This is a genomic window from Caproiciproducens puteiluti (assembly GCF_052442865.1).
Classification (GTDB): domain Bacteria; phylum Bacillota; class Clostridia; order Oscillospirales; family Acutalibacteraceae; genus Caproiciproducens.
On sequence record NZ_CP194790.1, the window covers coordinates 195,222 to 214,654 of the forward strand.

Annotated in this window: 19 protein-coding genes; 11 read left to right on the plus strand and 8 right to left on the minus strand. The window is 48.6% G+C overall.

Annotated features, from left to right (window positions below; genetic code table 11):
• Nucleotides 1–6: 6 nt before the first annotated feature.
• Nucleotides 7–546, minus strand: coding sequence for a flavodoxin family protein (locus tag ACRQU7_RS00945; protein ID WP_444643010.1), 540 nt, complete (start codon nucleotides 544–546; stop codon nucleotides 7–9).
• Between the two features lie 612 nt (nucleotides 547–1,158).
• On the opposite strand from ACRQU7_RS00945, the gene ACRQU7_RS00950 reads away from it, so the two are divergent.
• The 3 genes from ACRQU7_RS00950 to ACRQU7_RS00960 all read left to right on the plus strand — a co-directional run bounded on the left by ACRQU7_RS00950 (nucleotide 1,159) and on the right by ACRQU7_RS00960 (nucleotide 2,510).
• The gene (locus tag ACRQU7_RS00950) at nucleotides 1,159–1,602 is read left to right on the plus strand and encodes a SufBD protein (protein ID WP_444643012.1); all 444 of its coding nucleotides are present in this window, start codon (nucleotides 1,159–1,161) and stop codon (nucleotides 1,600–1,602) included.
• 61 nt (nucleotides 1,603–1,663) lie between these two features.
• Nucleotides 1,664–2,296 carry a GyrI-like domain-containing protein gene (locus tag ACRQU7_RS00955; RefSeq protein ID WP_444643014.1) on the plus strand — a complete coding sequence of 211 codons (633 nt, stop codon included), beginning with the start codon at nucleotides 1,664–1,666 and terminating at the stop codon, nucleotides 2,294–2,296.
• A gap of 25 nt (nucleotides 2,297–2,321) precedes the next feature.
• Nucleotides 2,322–2,510 carry a hypothetical protein gene (locus tag ACRQU7_RS00960; protein ID WP_444643016.1) on the plus strand — a complete coding sequence of 63 codons (189 nt, stop codon included), beginning with the start codon at nucleotides 2,322–2,324 and terminating at the stop codon, nucleotides 2,508–2,510.
• Nucleotides 2,511–2,722: 212 nt separating this feature from the next.
• Here ACRQU7_RS00960 and ACRQU7_RS00965 read toward each other — a convergent pair whose 3' ends face one another.
• On the minus strand, nucleotides 2,723–3,535 hold the full coding sequence (locus ACRQU7_RS00965) for a DeoR/GlpR family DNA-binding transcription regulator (protein WP_141826879.1): 813 nt from the start codon (nucleotides 3,533–3,535) through the stop codon (nucleotides 2,723–2,725).
• A 285-nt stretch (nucleotides 3,536–3,820) separates the two neighbouring features.
• Here ACRQU7_RS00965 and ACRQU7_RS00970 point away from each other — a divergent pair, with 285 nt between their 5' ends.
• From ACRQU7_RS00970 to ACRQU7_RS01005, 8 genes are all read left to right on the plus strand, one after another.
• On the plus strand, nucleotides 3,821–5,317 hold the full coding sequence (locus ACRQU7_RS00970; RefSeq protein ID WP_444643018.1) for an FGGY-family carbohydrate kinase: 1,497 nt from the start codon (nucleotides 3,821–3,823) through the stop codon (nucleotides 5,315–5,317).
• Between the two features lie 3 nt (nucleotides 5,318–5,320).
• Nucleotides 5,321–6,151 carry a transketolase gene (locus ACRQU7_RS00975; RefSeq protein WP_141826881.1) on the plus strand — a complete coding sequence of 277 codons (831 nt, stop codon included), beginning with the start codon at nucleotides 5,321–5,323 and terminating at the stop codon, nucleotides 6,149–6,151.
• Nucleotides 6,151–7,095: a transketolase family protein gene (locus tag ACRQU7_RS00980; RefSeq protein WP_444643021.1), complete on the plus strand. Its 945-nt coding sequence runs from the start codon at nucleotides 6,151–6,153 to the stop codon at nucleotides 7,093–7,095. The genes ACRQU7_RS00975 and ACRQU7_RS00980 overlap by 1 nt, the downstream gene beginning before the upstream one ends.
• Before the next feature lie 27 nt (nucleotides 7,096–7,122).
• A complete protein-coding gene (locus ACRQU7_RS00985; protein ID WP_444643023.1) occupies nucleotides 7,123–8,166 on the plus strand; it encodes an NAD(P)-dependent alcohol dehydrogenase in 1,044 nt (347 codons plus the stop codon).
• A 203-nt stretch (nucleotides 8,167–8,369) separates the two neighbouring features.
• Nucleotides 8,370–9,485, plus strand: a complete 1,116-nt coding sequence (locus tag ACRQU7_RS00990) for a substrate-binding domain-containing protein (protein ID WP_444643025.1) — start codon at nucleotides 8,370–8,372, stop codon at nucleotides 9,483–9,485.
• Nucleotides 9,463–10,968 carry a sugar ABC transporter ATP-binding protein gene (locus ACRQU7_RS00995; protein ID WP_444643027.1) on the plus strand — a complete coding sequence of 502 codons (1,506 nt, stop codon included), beginning with the start codon at nucleotides 9,463–9,465 and terminating at the stop codon, nucleotides 10,966–10,968. Before ACRQU7_RS00990 ends, ACRQU7_RS00995 begins: the two co-directional genes overlap by 23 nt.
• 18 nt (nucleotides 10,969–10,986) lie before the next feature.
• Nucleotides 10,987–11,991: an ABC transporter permease gene (locus tag ACRQU7_RS01000; RefSeq protein ID WP_444643029.1), complete on the plus strand. Its 1,005-nt coding sequence runs from the start codon at nucleotides 10,987–10,989 to the stop codon at nucleotides 11,989–11,991.
• Entirely contained in the window at nucleotides 11,988–12,578 is a 591-nt protein-coding gene (locus ACRQU7_RS01005) for a histidine phosphatase family protein (protein ID WP_444643031.1), read from the plus strand. The genes ACRQU7_RS01000 and ACRQU7_RS01005 overlap by 4 nt, the downstream gene beginning before the upstream one ends.
• Nucleotides 12,579–12,765: 187 nt before the next feature.
• Here ACRQU7_RS01005 and ACRQU7_RS01010 read toward each other — a convergent pair whose 3' ends face one another.
• The 6 genes from ACRQU7_RS01010 to ACRQU7_RS01035 all read right to left on the minus strand — a co-directional run bounded on the left by ACRQU7_RS01010 (nucleotide 12,766) and on the right by ACRQU7_RS01035 (nucleotide 19,021).
• On the minus strand, nucleotides 12,766–13,746 hold the full coding sequence (locus ACRQU7_RS01010) for a ketopantoate reductase family protein (protein ID WP_444643034.1): 981 nt from the start codon (nucleotides 13,744–13,746) through the stop codon (nucleotides 12,766–12,768).
• On the minus strand, nucleotides 13,743–14,381 hold the full coding sequence (locus ACRQU7_RS01015) for a TetR/AcrR family transcriptional regulator (protein WP_444643036.1): 639 nt from the start codon (nucleotides 14,379–14,381) through the stop codon (nucleotides 13,743–13,745). Before ACRQU7_RS01015 ends, ACRQU7_RS01010 begins: the two co-directional genes overlap by 4 nt.
• 184 nt (nucleotides 14,382–14,565) lie before the next feature.
• Nucleotides 14,566–15,942 (minus strand): MATE family efflux transporter, encoded by a 1,377-nt coding sequence (locus ACRQU7_RS01020; RefSeq protein WP_444643038.1) that lies wholly within the window; start codon nucleotides 15,940–15,942, stop codon nucleotides 14,566–14,568.
• A 190-nt stretch (nucleotides 15,943–16,132) separates the two neighbouring features.
• Nucleotides 16,133–16,588 (minus strand): MarR family winged helix-turn-helix transcriptional regulator, encoded by a 456-nt coding sequence (locus tag ACRQU7_RS01025; RefSeq protein ID WP_444643040.1) that lies wholly within the window; start codon nucleotides 16,586–16,588, stop codon nucleotides 16,133–16,135.
• Between the two features lie 605 nt (nucleotides 16,589–17,193).
• Nucleotides 17,194–18,201 carry an electron transfer flavoprotein subunit alpha/FixB family protein gene (locus ACRQU7_RS01030; protein ID WP_444643042.1) on the minus strand — a complete coding sequence of 336 codons (1,008 nt, stop codon included), beginning with the start codon at nucleotides 18,199–18,201 and terminating at the stop codon, nucleotides 17,194–17,196.
• A 16-nt stretch (nucleotides 18,202–18,217) separates the two neighbouring features.
• A complete protein-coding gene (locus ACRQU7_RS01035) occupies nucleotides 18,218–19,021 on the minus strand; it encodes an electron transfer flavoprotein subunit beta/FixA family protein (RefSeq protein ID WP_444643044.1) in 804 nt (267 codons plus the stop codon).
• Nucleotides 19,022–19,433 lie beyond the last annotated feature (412 nt).

Genomic DNA, 19,433 nt, shown 5'->3' on the forward strand with positions numbered 1-19,433 from the left:
CCTCCTTTATATCTGTTTACCCATTTCGTAAGCCCGGCGCATAGCCGGGCCGTTTTTGATTTCGCCGATTTGCCACGCACCGGTGCCGTAAATGATGCCTTTTTCATGCGGGTTCGGCAAGCAGTCTTCAGTAAAGCTCCGCAAGCCTTCAATGGTACGTTCCAGCATACTTTTATCCGTATCTGCGGCGGTCACGATAAAGTAAAAATCCTTGTTGGAAATTTCCGTGTATCTGGGCACGGTGCGGTCAATCAGCGTTTTCATTTGTGCATCCATTGTGTAGAAGTATACCGGCGTCGCCATGACAATGACGTCGGTCTTGACCATTTTGTCAAGAATTGCAGCCATATCGTCCCGCTGAACACATTGATGCGTGCTGTTGCAAACTCCGCAGCCGGTGCAGTAGCCGATTTTTTTATCACGCAGAAATACTTTTTCCGTTTCGGCGCCGGCTTCCTGTGCGCCGCGAATGAATTCATCACATAGCGTATCTGAGTTGCCGCCCTTGCGGGGACTGGCGGAAATCACGAAAACCTTCTTGCTCATAATCTATCCCTTCCGTTCTGATCGTATTTTTACTCATATGCATTCTTACAGATACATTTTAAAGATGTTCTCAATATCCTGCTGATTCAGCGGCTTAAAACCGGGCTGCGTACTGCTGCCGCACGCTTTCTTGGCCATGACTGAGCCTATCGTTAATGATAAACACGTCGCCGCCGAATGGAATCCCTTTTTGTGCGTTATTCCATTTATAAGCCTATCACTTGGAGCTAACTCCAGGTCAATAGCAAAGTGAAAATCTTTTTAAATATTTGTGAAAGACAATGATTTTTACCTCCCGGTATATGCGGGATGCTCCGCCGGAGCCGCCTGCTCTATACACCAAAGGCCCCACCTCGCAGAAAATTTTTCATCTTCGCCGCTGACAGCTTAAAAAATGAAATAAAAAGCTGGAAAAGGTGTAACAAAATAGGGGTATCAGTCGTTAAATTCTATGGAGAAAACCAAGGATAATTTTGTTTCTTATTTACAATTGCATATTGATTCAGTACAATAATATTGAAATGTCTTTCTTTAGAATTATTTTGCCGTTTTATTGGAGTAAAAAAGATATTCTTAATGAGGAGAATATGCGCCCGTAAAGGAGGATGTGCCATGGAATTGAGCTCGAAAATTGCAATGCTGTACGATAAGGATTCTTCTGCCGCCTACAAAAGTCTGCAGGAGCTTGAGATGATTTCGAATACGGAGGATACGCTTTACCCTTATTTTGACGAATTTCTGGACATGCTGGGAAACGGGAAATATTTGATTCGGGTACGTGGCTTTCGGCTGCTCTGCAAACAGGCAAAATGGGATACGGAGAACAAAATCGACAGAGAAATCGACACTGTTTTACAGGCCGTTGATGATGAAAAACCCACCGCCGTACGTCAAAAGCTGAAGGCCATGGAGGATGTGGCCCGGTATAAGAAGGCGCTGCGCGGCAAAATAAAGAACAAGGCGCTTTCCATCCATGATCTTCCGTTTAAAGATACGATGCACAGCCTGATACAAAAGGATGTCCAAAGCCTGCTGCAGGTGATGGAAAACGAATAGAATTTTGAGCAAAATGCTGGAGAATTGGCGCTGTTAATATCCATATTAAGGAGGGAAAATGATGACGTTCGACTATAAGAAAGAGTACAGGGAATTCTATTTGCCGCCGGAGCATCCCGGTATTGTGGAAATTCCGGCAATGAATTTCCTGGCCGTACGGGGAAAAGGCGACCCCAATGAAGAGGACGGAGAATACAAAAGGGCCATGGAACTGCTCTATGGTATGGCCTACACCATCAAGATGAGCTATAAGGGCACCCGTCAAATCGAAGGATTCTTTGAATATGTCGTGCCGCCTCTGGAAGGACTCTGGTGGCAGGAGGGCGTCCGTGGCGTCGACTACTCCCGCAAGGACCGCTTTCAGTGGATTTCCCTGATTCGTCTGCCGGATTTCGTGAAGGAGCCCGATTTTGAATGGGCACAGGAAGAGGCAGCGAGGAAAAAGAAGACGGACTTTTCTCCGGTGGAATTCTTTTCCTATGACGAGGGGCTGTGCGTGCAGTGCATGCATCTGGGTCCTTATGACGGCGAACCGGCAACTGTCCTGGCAATGGAGCAATACGTAAAACAAAACGGGTATGCTGTTGAAATTACCGATAAACGACATCATCACGAGATTTATTTGAGTGATCCCCGCAGGACGGAAGCGTCCAAACTGAAAACCGTCATCCGTCACCCGATACGGAAAGCTTGAGTCACGCAGGAAAAGGAGTGAGCTTGTGGAGGACTTTACAAAGGAAGAGCTGCAGGAAGCGCTCCGGGCAATCGCTTCCACGATCAGCAAGTGTGAAAAAGTACAGCCAAAATTGAAAGAAGGTACTTCCCAGCACACTTTGCTGATCCGCAGGATCAAAGCGCTGCGTATCGCATCGGCGCTGATCACCAGAGAATTGGAGAACATTTCATAATGCCGGCGGTCATTGCCCGGGTATGCAGATATTCCCCAACCGGTCACCGGTTTGCGGGAAGAGCGATAGGGCCCTTGCTCGCTGCAAAGGGGACGTGTTTATCACTACGGCCATAAGGTGCCGGACGACTTCTATCCCGTTGATTTATATACCTCATAAAAAGCAGCAGGGACAAGGCTTTGCCTTGTCCCTGCTGCTTTTCAAACATCCTGTTATTGCCGGCTGGTTTTCTTGTCCGCATTGTAATGCTCCACAACGGATTTCGTGTCTGAATTTACAATAATGATCTCCGTGCCGAAGTCGGCGGCTTTTTTTACAGATGCGGCAGGAGCCTTGTCATCGGTAATAATGGTATTGATTTCTTCAAGGCTTATGGAATTACATAAGGAATTGACATCCCATTTGGAATAATCAAGCAGCAGAATGCGTTTTTCCGCGATGGAGGCCAGCGCTTTTTTGGTTGTGGTCAAATTCTGCGTATGCTCATACGCCCCTCCCGGAACCCGGAAAGCGCGGCAGGAAATAAAAGCGATGTCCGCTTTGTATTGCGAAATATGTTCCGGTTCGGCAAATAAGATGGAGCGGTTTGCATGATTCAGAAAACCGGTCGGAAGCAGAACCTGAACACTGCTGTAATTCGATAAAGTCAAGGTGGCGGTCAGGCTGGAGGTAATCACCGACAAGGGGATGTTCTGCGGCATCATTGTCACCATTTGCTGGATCGTAGTTCCCGAATCCAGGCAGATGCTTTCAAAAGGAACCAGATACTGCAGCGCAATGGCGGCAATGGCTTCTTTTTCCTTTTTATTCTCCTCTATCTGAACATAATAATCCGTCTCCTGAGCGTTTTTCAGCAAAACGGCATAGCCATGCTCGCGCTTTACAAAATTCATTTCCTGCAGCTTATCAAGATTTCTTCTAACCGTCATTTCGGTACAGTTGAGCAGTCTGGAAAGCTCGCTGATGGAAATGATATTTTGGGACTGCATAATTTCAATGATTTGGGCCGGTCGATCTTTTTGCATACTTTGCACACCTTTATCAATTTAATACTTTTTGTATCAAGGATATTCGAACATTCATGGTATGGAATTTGAATCTATTATAATATAAAACTTTAAAAATAACAACAGATTGTTTTAAAACGATTGAAAACGAACACGAATCAAACATATCGTACAAAAAAGCAAACATAATCTATTGACAACTAGCGCTAATGTGTTTATAATGTTCAATATAGAAAGCATATGAATCAAAAATAAACAAAATAAAGTTCTTTATAAAACAAATTCGAGAGGAATAGAAACATTTTGAGTACATTTTATATTTTGGGTGTTGACCAAAGCACGCAGGGTACCAAGGCGGTTCTATTTGACGAACGCGGAAAAATAATTGGCAGATGTGATCGTCCCCATAGGCAGATCGTCAATGAAAAGAGCTGGGTGTCACATGATCCGGAAGAAATTTACCGTAACGTTGTCGCCGTCTGCAAAGCGGTCGTCGAAAAGACCGGAATTGACAGAAAAAAGATCGTCTGCATGGGGATAGACAATCAGCGTGAAACCACGGTTTGCTGGGATAAAAAGACCGGCCGTCCGGTTGGGGATGCAATCGTCTGGCAGTGTAACAGAGCCAAGAACCTTTGTGACCGTATTGGTGCGGACCCTTCTGTGACAGAAGCCGTTTACAGCAAGACAGGCTTAAAATTGTCTCCCTATTACCCGGCCGCCAAAATGGCATGGATGATCGAAAACTTTCCGGACATGAAGGATAAGATCCAAAACCATACCCTGGCGTTGGGAACCGTAGACAGCTGGCTGATTTATAAGCTTACACATGGGGCCTCTTTCAAAACCGATTATTCCAACGCAAGCAGGACACAACTGTTTCATATCGGAAATCTTGCGTGGGACGAGGAACTTTGCGGCATCTTTCATATCCCAATGGATGCGCTTCCGGAGGTCTGCGATTCCGATTCGGTCTTTGGCCATACGGATCTGGAGGGGTATCTTGAAGCCCCGATTCCTGTTTGCGGAGTTTTGGGCGATTCCCACGGCGCTTTGTTTGGACATCACTGTCTGAATGAAGGCGACATCAAGGCAACTTACGGGACGGGCTCGTCCGTCATGCTGAACACGGGCTTTGAACCGTTTTTCAGTAAACACGGTTTATCCACGTCGCTCGCCTGGAAAGTAAAAGGAAAAGTTTCCTATGTGCTGGAAGGCAACATCAATTACACGGGTGCCGTGATCTCGTGGCTGAAGGATGAGCTTGGGCTTATTCAGTCCGCCTCTGAAACATCCGGGCTTGCAAGCGAAGCGGATGAGCATGATCAGACTTATATCATCCCCGCGTTTTCCGGCCTGGGCGCCCCCTGGTGGAGGCACGATACGCGCGCACTGATTACCGGGATGAGCAGAACAACCGGCAGGAAAGAAATCGTGAAAGCCGGCTGCGAATGTGCGGCTTATCAAATCAACGATGTGATTGAAGCAATGAGAAAGGATACCGGTCTCAACATCCCGCAGATGTGCGTGGACGGAGGGCCTACAAGAGACCAATATCTCATGCAGTTTCAAAGCGATATTACCGAAATAGACATTAAGATACCGGACGCGGAGGAGCTTTCCGTCATTGGGGCCGCTTATCTGGCCGGTATTTCTTCAGGCCTATATGATGAATCCCGTATTTACGAGGCTATTTCATATCATATATATCGTCCGCGGATGAACGGCAATATCCGAGCAGAAAAGGTTTCCGGATGGAACCAAGCAATCAACATGCTGCTCGGCAGTAAGGAGGAGTAAAAAATGCTGGACGATCAGCAGATCAGGAAATTGGAGATTCAGGCGTCTGAAATCTGTGAAAAGACAGTGGAACTGATTTATAACGGAGGAGGCGGGCATATCGGCGGCGATCTTTCGGAAGTGGATATCATGGTCGCCATATTCAACTACATCAAACATGATCCCAAAAATCCGAAATGGAGCGAAAGAGATTATTTCGTATTAAGCAAAGGGCATTCATCCGAGACGTATTATACTCTTTTGGCGGAATACGGGTATATTGGGAAAGAAGAATTGGATACATACGGGAAATTTGGCTCCCCTCTCGGAGGGCATCCCAACAAAAAAATCACCGGCGTCGAGGCGAATACCGGGTCTTTGGGGCATGGTCTGGGGCTGGCCACCGGAATTGCACTGGCGCTGAAAAAAAACCATAAAGAGAATCGCGTGTATGTGCTTACCGGCGACGGAGAGCTTGCCGAAGGAAGCAATTGGGAGGCTTTGATGTCCGCGTCAAAATATCAGCTTGACAACCTGACGTGGATTGTCGACCGGAATTTTCTCCAGATCAGCGGAAGCACCGAAACGGTGATGCCGCTTGAAAAGCTGAAGGAAAAGGCGGAAGCGTTTGGGTTTAAAACGGTTGAGATCGACGGGCATAATTTTGATCAGATTTTTACTGCGCTGAGCAATCGGGAAAAAGGCCGTCCCATCTGTATTATTGCGGATACAATAAAGGGAAAAAGGCTCGCCTGTGCGGAAAATAAGGCCGAGTGGCACCATAAGACCCCAACGAAAGAACAGCTGGAACAGTTGAAAAAAGACATGGACGAATACAGAAAGGAACTGGCTTAATGGAAAAAGAAGCTTGCAGCAGTGCTTTTTCCAAGATGATTCTTGAAAAAGCCAAAAGCGATAAAGATATTATAGTTGTTTGCACCGACTCGAAGGGTTCCGCAAAGCTGGGAAGCTACCCCGACGAACTTCCCGAACAGTTTGTGGAAATGGGGATTGCGGAACAGAATGCGGTCACGGTTTCCGCCGGAATGTCTTACATAGGTAAAAAAGTATTTGTGATCGGACCGGCAAGCTTTTACAGCACACGTTCTTCGGAGCAGGTCAAAGTCGACGTGGCGTATTCCAATAACAATGTAACGGTAATCGGGATCAGCGGGGGCATCAGCTACGGGGCGCTGGGGGCAACGCATCATTCCCTTCAGGATATCGCGCTGATGCGGGCCATACCGAACCTGACGGTGGAAATCCCCTCCGACGCCACGCAGATGCGGGCCGTTACCGCCGAACTGCTGAACGAGGGAAGACCGACTTATATCAGAATCGGAAGGAATGCGGTCCCCGTCTTGTACCGGGACCCGTCGGAAATCAGAATCGGCAGGGCGAACAGATGGTTCGACGGCCGCGACGCGGCCATCGTCGTTTGCGGGCAACTGGTCTGCAAAGCCATTGAAGCCGCCGAACTGCTGAAAAAAGAAGGAATCGCCGTCACGGTTGTAGACATGCATACCATCAAGCCGCTGGATACCGAAATGCTCGGCAGGGTGGCGGAAGAGTGTCGGTGTATCCTTACGCTGGAAGAACACAGCATCTACGGCGGCCTGGGAGGCGCTGTATCCGAATTTCTTGCACAGAACAGGCCCGTCCCAATGAAAATATGCGGAATCCCGGATGAAGACGTCCCAAATGGAACCGACGAGGAAGTTTTCAGATATTACAGAATGGACCCGGAAGGAATCGCGGAGAAGGTCAGAAATCTTATCGCGATCAAGAAAAGTTTGTAAAAATGAATGATCAGGGAGGAAATAACCATGCAGGGAAAAATGAAAGTATGTGTATTGATTGGCAAGCAGAAACTCGACTGGACCGAACGGGAGATTCCCCAGCCAAAACCCGGAGAACTGCAGATCAAGCTGGAATATGTTGGCGTCTGCGGCTCGGACCTTCATTTCTATCAGGAGGGCCGGCTCGCCAACTGGGAGCTTGACGGACCGCTCGCGCTCGGCCATGAGCCGGGAGGCGTTGTTACCGCGGTCGGGGAAGGCGTCGAGGGATTTTCGGCGGGGGATAAAGTGGCGATCGAGCCAGCGGTGCCCTGCGGAAAATGTGAAGACTGCAGAAAAGGCCACTATAACCTGTGCAAGGACGTTAAAATGCTCGCGATTCCGCACGAGCGCGACGGCGTGTTTTCGGAGTATTGCGTCCACGACGCTTCCATGTGCTACAAACTCCCGGATTCCGTCGGCACTATGGAGGGCGGACTGCTTGAACCGCTGAACGTAGGATTGCACGCGACGGAGCTGTCCGACGCGAAAATCGGGGAAAGCGCCATCGTCCTCGGCAGCGGCTGCATCGGGTTGTGTACGATCATGAGCCTGAAAGCCAGGGGCATCAGCGAAATCTATGTGGCGGACGTTCTGGACAAGCGGCTGGAAAAGGCAATGGAAGTCGGCGCGACAAGGGTCTTCAACAGCAGGAAAGAGAGCATCGAAGAATTTGCTAAAACGCTGCCGGGCGGCGGAGTCGATCAGGTATACGAATGCGCGGGAAACCGGCTCACGACCCTGCAGACCTGCAGGCTGATCAAACGTGCCGGAAAAGTCACGCTGGTCGGCGTTTCGCCGGAACCCGTTCTCGAGCTCGACGTTGCCACCCTGAACGCAATGGAGGGGACGGTCTATTCCGTTTACCGCTATCGGAATCTGTATCCGAAAGCCATCTCGGCGGTCGCCTCCGGTGCCATCCCTCTGGATAAAATCGTTTCCCACGTTTTCGATTTTAAAGATTGCATCCATGCAATTGAATACAGTACGAACCATAAGGACGAAGTCATCAAAGCGGTCATAAAGTTCTGAACCGTGTTTCCTTTTTAACGGAAGGTTCCGTCTGTTTGTCTGCCGATAGATTGCAATAGGTTTCTATCCTTATTTTATCAATTCAATCACATCGGTCGGGGTCCTGTTGCTTCTATATAAATGGAGAAAATGGTGTTCGCCGTGCCCGTTTTTCCACTCAATTGCGAGATACGGCTAATTGTATTGATTTGGAGGAGAAAAAGATGAGGAAAAAACTGTTATCTGTAGCAACCGCAGCACTGCTGGCGGTTTCCCTGCTGGCGGGCTGCGCGTCGTCGGCGCCTGCCGCAACTTCTTCCGGAACGAAAACCGAGGGTACGAACAGCGTGGTGGCTAAGGCTGGTGACAGCGCCACCGGCAAAACCGACCTTGCAGACCAGAAATTTGACACATCCTATACGCCGAAGAAAAAGAGCTACAAAATCTACTGTACATACAAGAACATCCATAGCTGGTATGACGCAATCAAAGCCGGTGTCGATGCGGCGGTGAAGGATATGGACGCCAAAGGCGTCACAGTCGATTACGAGTGGTACGGACCGGCGGAACCGAATGCAGTCGATCAGGTCAATTCGATCGAAACTGCCGTGGGTCAGGGATACGACCTGATCGCAGTCGATGTAAACCAGCCTGAAACAACGGCAAAGGCAATCGACGCCGCGGTGGAAAAAGGGATTCCGGTCGCAACCTTCGCAAGCTCCGACGTGGAGAACTGCAAGAGGTCGTTTTTTGTAGGAAATACGGATAACTACGGCGACGGCTGCACGCTCGCGAAAGCTGTCTGTGAAAAAATGGGCGGGAAAGGACAAATCGCGATTCTTTCAGGAACGATGGGCGCTGCCTCCCATGAAGCGAGATTAAAAGGGTTTAAGGACACGATCGCAAAATACCCGGATATCAAAATCGTAGACGAACAGAGGGACAATGACGCCGTCGAAAAAGCGATCAGCATCACGGAGTCCTGGCTGCAGGCCTATCCGGACCTCGGCGGAATCCTCTGCAACAACATGTCCAATCCGGTCGGCGCCTGTCAGGCAGTCAAGGACGCGGGCAAATCCGGTAAGATCGTCATCGGCGGCATGGACCACGATCTTCGCACGCTCAAATATCTGAAAGACGGCACCCTGTATGTTGCACAGGTCCAGAACTGCTATGATATGGGCTATAAGCTGATCTACAACGCAATCAAGACCATCGACGGCGAAAAGGTCGAAGAATCGACGGCAGTCGGCTCAACCTCCGTGTATGCGGCGGACGCCGACAAGTTCATCAAGATGCTGTATGGAGATAATGCAGATGCAAACACGCAATCAAAATGATGATTATATCATTGAAATGAAGGATATCACCAAAACCTTTCCCGGAACAAAAGCATTGGATAAGATCTGCCTTAAATTAAGGAAAGGGGAAATTCATGCTTTGGTCGGCGAAAACGGAGCCGGCAAAAGCACATTGATGAATATCCTTACCGGGCAAATTTCCATGGACGAAGGAGAAATCTTTATGGAGGGGGAGCCTTTAAGGCTCTCCACCCCTGAAGAAGCTCTGAAAAAAAATATCGTACTGGTTCCCCAGGAGCTGAATCTGGTCGCGGAGGCCAGCGCCGCCGAGAACATTTTCCTCGGAAACGAGCTTGTGAAGTTCGGGGTGATCGACTCCAAGGAAACTCAAAAAAGAGCAAAAGAAATTCTGAAGGTCCTCAATGTTGAAATCGATGTTACGCAGCCGGTAAAAGAGCTGTCGGCAGCCTACCAGCAGCTGGTTTCCATTGCGCGCGCGCTGGCCTATACCCCCAAGGTGTTGATTCTGGATGAACCGACCTCCGTCCTTACCAATGTGGAAGCGGAAAATCTTTTTCAGTCGATGAAGGAGCTGAAGCAGCGGGGTACGGCGATGGTCTTTATCACCCATCATTTGGATGAGGTGATGCAGCAGGCGGATCGGATCACGATTATGAAGGACGGAAAATTGGTGGAAGAAGTGCCTGCGTCAGAAATAACCAAAGATGAAATGATAACAAAAATGGCAGGAAAACAGGTACAACAACTGAAACGGGTCAAGAGAAATGTATCGGATGAAATTTTTTATGAGGCAAAGCACCTGAGCAGAAAAGGCGAGTTTGAAGATATCAGCTTCCATATCCGCAAAGGTGAAATTTTATGTGTGGCCGGTCTGGTTGGAGCGGGAAGAACGGAAATCTTCAAATGTGTATTTGGAATCACACAGAGCGAACCGGGCGCACATACTTACATTGAAGGTAAAGAAGTTGCAATCAATTCCCCAATGTCGGCGATCGCACATGGGATGGGATATGTATCGGAAGAAAGAAGGCATGACGGAATTACGCCGTCCATGTCGGTTATGGAAAACATGGTGCTTCCTTCCTATAAGCAGATGCTGGAGCATGGGTTGATTGATTACAGCCAGGCTGCCTCTCTTGCTGATCAGTATATCAAAGAAATGTCCATAAAAACCGCGTCCAGAGACACGCTGATCAAAAACCTGTCCGGCGGCAATCAGCAGAAGGTGATCGTAGCCAGATGGATGGCCAAAGGCGTCCGGATGCTGATCCTTGATGAACCGACCCGGGGCATTGATGTGAATGCCAAGGGAGAAATCCATAATCTGATTCGCGAGCTTGCGGATCATGGTGTCGCCGTAGTCGTGATTTCTTCCGAAATGGATGAAGTTTTCGCGATGGCCGATAGAATTATGGTGATTTGCCGCGGCAAAGTGAGCGGGTTCATTGATGATGTTGATCTGACCACACAGGAAGATGTTCTTAAGGTAGCTTTTCAGTAGCGGGAGGTTTCGTTAATTATGAATAAAACAATTAAATTTTTCAAGTCAACGGCGGGAATGGTGCTGATTGTTACCTTATTAGTGGGAGTCGCTGTACAGATCGCTACGGGTAATTTCTTTACCGCATATAATATCAGTACCCTGACCAGGGCGGCATCGTTCGTGATCATCGTCGGTTTCGGGCAGACAATTGTCCTTTTAACGGGCGGCATCGACCTTTCCGTAGCAACGATTGGCTCCGTATGCGGCATGGCAAATGCCATTTTCATGGTTCAGTACGGAATCAATCCGTATCTTGCAATTCTTATCACGACTTTTATGGGAATTCCCCTCGGCGCGGTCAACGGATTCTTTATTGCAAAGTTCAAAATGACTCCTTTTATCGTTACCCTTGCGACCATGCAGATCTACAAGGGAGTCGTATATGTCGTAACGAAGGGAATGCCGATTACGGGAATGCCGGATTCTGCGGAACATCTGGCAAACGGCATCATCAACGGCATTCTTCCCAACATTGTTATTTTCATGGTCGTTATCTGCATCCTGTTGACCGTCATGCTGAAAAAGACCCGGTTTGGGCGCTATGTTTACGCCCTTGGCGGAAACCGCAACTGTGCGAAAATTGTGGGAATTCCCACGGTGAAAATTGAAATTATGGTCTATTGCCTCAGCGGCCTGCTGTCCGCTTTTGCCGGCGTCATGATGTCTTGTAAGCTGGCATCCTTTCAGGCAAGCATTGGAGAGAGCTGGCAGATGGAATCCATCACGGCGGCGGTGCTCGGCGGCACTTCCATGGCCGGCGGGTTGGGATCGGTTGTCGGCACAATCGTGGGCGGCTTCCTCAGCAGCGTGATCAGTACCTGCATTACCTTGCTGCGGGTATCCTCCTACTGGGAGACAATCGTTACAGGCGCCGTCGTATTGATCGCTGTTTTCATCGACGCTGTCAAGGACAACGAAGCATTCCGCGAGAAATTCGGCAGGCGATTCAAAAAGTCGGCAAAAGCCAATACGAGCGAATGAAAATCTATCTGATCCGGCACGGAGAAACCGATTGGAACCGTGAATTGAAAATTCAGGGCCAGGCAGATATCCCGTTAAATGAAGCCGGACGAAAACAGGCGAGACTGGCAGCCGGGAAAATGATACGGATACCGGTGGATATCGCGTACACAAGCCCATTGAAAAGAGCACGGGAAACAGCGGAGATTTTTTTGGCGGGCAGGCAGAACTGTCCCCTGTACACAAACCGGCTTCTGAGGGAAATCTCTTATGGAGTAAGGGAGGGGCAGTCCCTGCCGCTTATTTACAAATGCCCGTTTTTCAGGTTACATAACTATTTTAAGCACCCTGAAAAGTATCTTCCGCCGCGGGGCGGGGAAACAATTCAGGAGCTGAAAGCAAGGTGCCGGTCTTTTCTGGAAGAAAAAGCAAACGGATATGAATCGCAGTTTTCCAGTATGATGGTTTTTACACACGGCGCTTTTATCAAGGCGGCGGTCAGCATCGTGAATCAGCTTCCCGACCGTGATTTTTGGGCGGGAGCCGAAACGGAAAATTGCTCGGTTACCGTCATACAATTAAAGAATCGTCATTTCAGTATCCTTTAGAGGTACCGGAAAGAACTTTGGCCGCCGGGAAACGAAAGTTTCCCGGCGGCCTTCCTTATCAGCATAAGCATACGCTACAGTATTTCCAGTTGATTCTGCAACAAGGCTGCGTTCTCCCCCACAAACTGAAATGGAATTGCTGTAAGCGAAATTATGACCTTTAAAGAGATAGAATAACACTGTTTCCTCAGAGGTCTTTTGTCTGTACCAGTTTCTTCTCTAAATCGGCGTAGTCTTTCTCAAACAAGGGCATGGAAACACCGAGCTCCCGGCCCGAATGGTAGACGCTCCGGCACACATAAAGTAAATCGTCCCGGTTCGCGTGCAGTTCCATAATCCGTCTTGTGAGCTGGTTTGTACGGAACATATGCTTCATCAGCATCCCGCCCAAGCCGGCCGGAAATTTATAAAACGCCAACTCATCAGCATAGTTCCGCAGGTCAGCTCCTCTTGCCGCCGCCACTTTGGTGCATTCCCGAATCGTGCGTATCGTCCGGTTTAAAGCGGACGGATTATCCATGAGTTTCCCCGCGGCCGTGGCGCTGTCCCGAATATCGCCGATCGCCGCCGCGTTAGCGATGACACCGGCGTTAATGGCCATGTGCAGCCATATCCATTCCAGCATATCAAAGGGGCATTCCGTCTTGATTTCTGCTTGGTCAAACAAGGAAATGAGACCCGCGTAGCCGTCAATGGCTGCCTTCTCCTCGCGCTCCAGCATGACGTGGCCGAAAAGCACGCTGTTCAGCTCTGCCTTTTGCCATTCGATCTGGCCTCCGGCTACGGGGTAGCCGAGAAGATATTTTCTTCCTGCCATGACGGTATCCACATACCTTCTGTCCTCCCACATTCCGCTGAAAACCAGAATCGGTCCGTTCAGCCGGTTTTCGTTCAGCGTGTCTATCGCTTCCTTCAGCCTGCCGCCGGGTACGCTGACGAGGATCAGATCGTAGGTGCTTTCGCGCTGAGCCATATGAACCGTATAGGAATCCCGGAGCTCTTGGCCTCTCGGGTTTTTTCTGCCGTCGAGAAGTCTGACGGAAATCGTTTCGGGGCATTCCGTCCTTTTGCTTTCCCGGATGAAATGTTCCGTTTCGGCGCCTGCCTTTTGAAAGAGATAGGCATAGGTTGTGCCTATGACCCCAAGACCGAGAATCAAAATTTTCACGGTGCGGACCTCCCTTCTGCCAAAAAACACAGGAAACGGAACGTTCCTTTTTTAGCTCCCAGAATTCGTTCGGCGGAATCGGCGACGGCACGGATTTTGTCCGGTATCGTTTCAGGATTCCAATGGAATAAAACATCATCCAGATAAAAGTTGGATAAGGTCAAAATCATTTCCGCCGATTCCAGAGGATGCTCTGTGGAGAATATCTGCTCCGCCACTCCCTGCTCGATCATCCGCGCGAAAACCGAGGCCAGCCGCTTGACCGCGGCAATCATCAGCTTTTCATGGAATACCGCGTTGGACGGCGTATCGATTCCGATTGCCTGCTGCCTGTCACTGTGAAAAAAATCCACCCCGGATAAAATCATCCGTGTCAGCTTTTGGTCCGGTGTCAATCCCGGCAGTTCTTCCTCTTGAATCCTTTCGATACAGCGGTCGATAAACATGTCGATCGCCGCGTCCGCGCACTCTTCCTTGGAATGAAAGTAATGATAAAAAACGCCTTTGGAAATGGACAGCTCGCTGATGATCAGGGAGAGGGTCGTGTTTTCGTAACCGTTGCGGACAAAAATATCCCATATACTCAGCAGCAGAGCATCCCGCTTGCCTTCAAATTCTTTCTTTGTTCTTGCCATAGGCACCTCCATAATTAGACCAATGGTCTAATTATATGACATGGCCCTCAAGCTGTCAACGGGAATTACAAATTGTTTGCGCGGCAAAGCGATTAACACTGCGACCGGTTTGTCGAAAATCCAATCAATGACGGGTAGCTGGATACCGCGCCGGCTGCTTATCCCGCATTGGCCGTTATTCATTTCAGCCTGTTGTAGACGTCTGAGAATTCCCTTCTGCGTTTTCCTGCGATTGATCCCCGCGTACAGGGTGGATCCTTAATAGGATGGCGGCGAGAACAGCAGCCGTTAAGGACGCAAACGGCATGTTAAGCCAAAGTCCGTCCAGGCCGAGAAAGCTAAGAGAGAAAATGAACAGGACAGGAAAGACGAATGCCATGGAAAGAGCGATGGCAGTGGCATATCCCGCTTTCCCGATTGCCGACATATAGCTTTGCGAGGCAAGCGATATCCAACGTGTCAGATAGGTGAAAGCAAAAAAGGACAGCGCATGCACCGACATCGCGATTACCGCCGTATCCTCCGACTTCACAAAAATACCGGCAATGGGCGCTTTCGCAAAGAACATGACAGCGGCCATCACGAGCGACAGCGCTCCGGAGACACCGAAACACCTGCGCTCAATTGCCGCAATACGGCTGTAATTTTTTGCTCCGTAATTGAAGCCGACCGCAGGCTGCAAAGAATCGCAAAGGCCGTAAAGCATTGGCTGAACGAACCCATCGGCATACATCAGAACCCCATAAGCTGATACCGCTGTGGCTCCTCCAAGGCGAAGTAAAAATATGTTTATGATGATGGAAGTAATCCGTCCGGCTATATTGTTGAGAAAGGAGGGAGCTCCGTTTACGAAAATCGTCCTCAATATCCCGCGGTCAAATTTTGGCTTGACAAAACGAAGCTGCGTTTTACCACGAAAAAACGGCAGGAATGCAATAACGGCGCAGATGAACATACCCATGCAGGTTGCGAGCGCCGCTCCCCAGATGCCAAAACCGAGGACAAAGAGAAACAGGAACTCCAGCAGGGCGCTGATGACCGACATCAGGATATTGACCATCATGCTGTATTGTATTTTACCGCAGATACGAAGGTAATTGTCGACCGCGAAAACAATAGTTGTCATGGGTGCACAGGCAGCGTAAACACGTAAATACTGAGTCGCCAATGTCACAAGCTGTTCGTCGGCACCCATAAGCCGCACAAAATTGTCGGCAAAAACGAACAGGACTGTGCCAAGAGCGGCAGCTGATCCAAGGATCATCAGGCAGGCGCTGGAAAAAATATTGCTCGCCGCATCTTCATCCTTTTCCCCCAGCTTAATGGCGATCGGCACGGCAGAGCCGACACCGATCAGGTCGGCTATGGAAAAATTCACGATTACAAGCGGCATGACAAGATTCAGCGCCGCAAATGCATTGGTGCCTAAAATTTGCCCGACAAAGGCTCCGTCGATCGCCTGGTACAGCGATGAGACGAGCATGCTGATAACGCCGGGAATCGCTACAACGGCGAACAGTTTATTTGGCATTGTCTTTTCATATAAGGTCTTGTAGTCCATGAAATCCTCACAATATTTTATTTATTTTTTGTTTCCTCCGGCTGTCCACTTCCCAGCCCTCCGGCCTACGCTGCCCAGTTCACGACGAATGGCAATAACCAGATAAAAAAACACCGGATAAGATTCTGAGCGCACTCAGCATCTTATCCGGTACATCCATTGCGATGGATCACCCTCCGATGATTGACCATTATTTATTTAGAAATTGTTTTGCTTCGGCCCTCAGCAATTCCTGATATTTCCGGTTGCTTTCCAGCATGGCAGTGATTTCAGTATTGCTCAGCCGTTGAAGAACCCGCTCCTCCAGATGAAAAACAATATCGATATTTTTCTCTTTGAACTGAAGGCCCTTATCGGTAAGCATAATAAGCTTGCTGCGCTTATCCGTCTCAGATAATATCAGGGAAATATAGCCGCTTTTCTTCAGACCGTTCAGTGCGGAGTTGACGGTCTGCTTGCTCATGACCCACTGGCTGCACAACTCCTTCTGCGTGCATTTTCCGTCCGCTTCACAAAGGGCATACATCAGCCAGAAAGCACAGTCGGACATACCGCTTCGTTTTGCAAATTCGCTATATATTGCATCGGTTTCCTTGTAAATGGTATTTAATTCCTGCATCTGCCGACGTGCTTGACTATGATCCATACTTCGCATCCGCCTTTATATAGTCCGATTACGTACTAATTTAGTATAGCAGCTCGAATTCTAGTTGTCAAGAAAAATGAACGGTAAATCCGAATATAGCTTTTATAATCCGAAGGGAAGATGTTTTATAAACGAAAAAACTACCATCTTGTACGAACTGTTTTGCGGCCGTAATAACGTTACCGGCTTGTCGGACTGCCGCGCTGTATATCCTGCGCTCTATTGACCTTCGGATAAAAACAGAGGGTTTTGCTGACTGTCGAAAGCCATTATTACTGGGAGTTATACGGGTTTATGCGATATATTCGGGAAGGCTTGGAATATTCTGATTTTAGCATAGCGGGAATGACGGACAATACATATCTTTGCCGGGGCCGGAAATTCAAGTTGTTGCATTATTTCTGGAAGATAAAATGGCGCGGATGAGGAGTAATTCCAAATCCGCGCATTTTTATTGATCAGACCTATTAGAAACAGAGGGACACCGTTTCCGGTGTCCTCTTTGTTAGGCTAACCCAATCTTAAAATATAGATGCCGTATTTATTTCGTATAGCGAAAGGATTTCCATGATGAACCGCAGCAGTTTTGCGTTCGACGGACTTCCTTAACCTTTCCTTTTTTTGATTTCCTCGGTAAGAACGGGAATAACCTCGAACAGATCTCCGACAACCCCGTAATCGGCAATATTGAAAATCGGAGCGGTTTCGTCCTTGTTGATCGCAATAATCGTTTTAGAGCCGCTCATACCGGCAAGGTGTTGAATAGCACCGGATATACCGCAAGCAATATAAATCTTTGGGGCGACGGTTTTGCCGGTTTGGCCGACCTGATGGCAATGGGCGATCCAACCCGAATCTACGGCTGCACGGGAAGAGCCAACTGTTGCGCCAAGCGCTTCCGCAAGTTCTCTTATCGGCTTGAAGCCTCCGGGCCCTCCTACACCGCGGCCGCCGGAAACGATGATCTCGGCACCTTCAAGGTCGACGAGTTCTCCGCAGGCTTCCTTAATAACATCGAGAAGCTCCGTACGGATAGCTTCGGGCGCAACGTGAAAATCTTCCTTAATGATCTCCGCAGTTCGGGATTCGTCTGCGGTGCTTTTTTTGAAAACGCCGGGGCGGATGGTACCTATTTGAGGACGATTTTCGGGACAAAGGATCGTTGCCATGAGGTTGCCGCCAAACGCGGGACGGGTCCACGCGACATTGCCGGTCTCCTCATCAATGGCAAGAGAAGTGCAATCCGCCGTCAGACCTGTCTTTAAGCGGCAGGAAAGGCGGGGGCCGAGATCGCGGCCGTTGTTGGTTGCACCGATCAGAATGCTGGTAGGGCCGTATTTTTCAACCAGGTAATACATGGCATTGGCATATGCGTCTGTCGTGTAGTGCGTATATTCCCCGCCTTCAATGACAATGACGGTGTCTGCGCCATATGCGGTCGCCGCCTTAACGGTGGAATCCACATTGTTTCCGATCACGATTCCGACGAGTTTGCCCCCCTGTTTATCCGCAAGGCCTCGGCCTGTGCCGAGGAGTTCCATACCGACATTTTTAGCGGTACCGTCTTCATTGGTCTCTATAAATACCCATAAATCTTTGGTTTTCGCTTCCACTTTAAGTTCCCTCCTATTAAATAATGACGTCATCGACAAGCATTTCGAACAGCCTTTTGGCTGAATCTTCACTGCAGTCTTCGTGAATCTTAACGCCGCCGGTCTTTACAGGAGGTGTAAATGTCTTTTTTACCTTTGTGGGAGAGCCCTTTAAACCGATCCTCTCTCTGTCGATGGTGATCATATCGTAGGAAGTTATAGTTGGGATTTCCTTCCGGTTTGCGGCCATCTTGGACTTGATTGTGGGATAGCGGGGCTCAAATGAGGGTTTCGTAACGGTGATGATACAAGGCATTTTAGCCCCTATTATTTCAAAACCGTCTTCCACTTCCTTTTTGACCTTAACGATATCGCCCTCAACGAAAGCTTCATGTGCATATGTAACCTGCGGATAGTCCAGGTGCTCTGCAATTTCAGGCCCGACCTGAGCGGTATCACCGTCAATAGCCTGCTTGCCGCAGAAAATAATGTCAAACTTACCTTCAGTTTCTTCAAGCTTCCTGATTGCGCAGGAAAGGATATAACTCGTTGCCAATGTATCGGAACCGCCGAATGCACGATCGGAAACAAGATAAGCCCTGTCGCCCCCGATTGCAAGGCATTCTTTAAGGGCGGCCTTTGCCTGTTCGGGGCCCATAGATAAAATAATGATCTGAGCGCCGGAATCTTTATCCTTAATTCTTGCGGCAGCCTCCAGGGCATATCCGTCAAAAGGATTGACAATGCTTGGAACGCCGTCACGTATAAGGGTGTGCTTCTCGGGGTCTATCCTGATTTCCGTAGTGTCGGGTACCTGTTTTATACAAACAAGAATGTTCATTTTCAGTATTCCTTCTTTCCCAATAAATGATTGCCTTGAGTGCAGGCCTGTGATTCGACAGAAAATCACAATAAAAGTGAAAGGAATGTATCTTACAAAAAACGCCGATCCATACTGATGCTCCACAGCCCTTATTATATAGTTCGTTTGAAAAAAAGTCAACATGAAAAACATCAGAAATAAAATAAAAAAATACGATATATCCATGATAATACTGATTTATTTTGATATATTTTTTAAATAATAAAATAGTTCAATCAATCAAAAAATAAAATCTGGAACAAGCTGATGATTGTATCCCATCATTTCCACCGGCTCTTATCCCTTGCCGCGCCGATCTTTAAAGTGGGAAAAAGGCATGTAAAAAACCGCGCTGAAGATCGTTGCAACAACGCGGTTCCTGCAGGGTGGA

Coding starts and splice junctions, on each gene's coding strand:
- ACRQU7_RS00950 (WP_444643012.1), top strand. CDS start 1,159: ATGGAATTGAGCTCGAAAATTGCAATGCTGTACGATAAGGATTCTTCT.
- ACRQU7_RS01025 (WP_444643040.1), bottom strand. CDS start 16,588: ATGGATCATAGTCAAGCACGTCGGCAGATGCAGGAATTAAATACCATT.
- ACRQU7_RS01035 (WP_444643044.1), bottom strand. CDS start 19,021: ATGAACATTCTTGTTTGTATAAAACAGGTACCCGACACTACGGAAATC.
- ACRQU7_RS00995 (WP_444643027.1), top strand. CDS start 9,463: ATGCAAACACGCAATCAAAATGATGATTATATCATTGAAATGAAGGAT.
- ACRQU7_RS00990 (WP_444643025.1), top strand. CDS start 8,370: ATGAGGAAAAAACTGTTATCTGTAGCAACCGCAGCACTGCTGGCGGTT.
- ACRQU7_RS01005 (WP_444643031.1), top strand. CDS start 11,988: ATGAAAATCTATCTGATCCGGCACGGAGAAACCGATTGGAACCGTGAA.
- ACRQU7_RS00975 (WP_141826881.1), top strand. CDS start 5,321: ATGCTGGACGATCAGCAGATCAGGAAATTGGAGATTCAGGCGTCTGAA.
- ACRQU7_RS00980 (WP_444643021.1), top strand. CDS start 6,151: ATGGAAAAAGAAGCTTGCAGCAGTGCTTTTTCCAAGATGATTCTTGAA.
- ACRQU7_RS00985 (WP_444643023.1), top strand. CDS start 7,123: ATGCAGGGAAAAATGAAAGTATGTGTATTGATTGGCAAGCAGAAACTC.
- ACRQU7_RS00965 (WP_141826879.1), bottom strand. CDS start 3,535: ATGCAAAAAGATCGACCGGCCCAAATCATTGAAATTATGCAGTCCCAA.
- ACRQU7_RS01000 (WP_444643029.1), top strand. CDS start 10,987: ATGAATAAAACAATTAAATTTTTCAAGTCAACGGCGGGAATGGTGCTG.
- ACRQU7_RS01015 (WP_444643036.1), bottom strand. CDS start 14,381: ATGGCAAGAACAAAGAAAGAATTTGAAGGCAAGCGGGATGCTCTGCTG.
- ACRQU7_RS01020 (WP_444643038.1), bottom strand. CDS start 15,942: ATGGACTACAAGACCTTATATGAAAAGACAATGCCAAATAAACTGTTC.
- ACRQU7_RS00945 (WP_444643010.1), bottom strand. CDS start 546: ATGAGCAAGAAGGTTTTCGTGATTTCCGCCAGTCCCCGCAAGGGCGGC.
- ACRQU7_RS00955 (WP_444643014.1), top strand. CDS start 1,664: ATGACGTTCGACTATAAGAAAGAGTACAGGGAATTCTATTTGCCGCCG.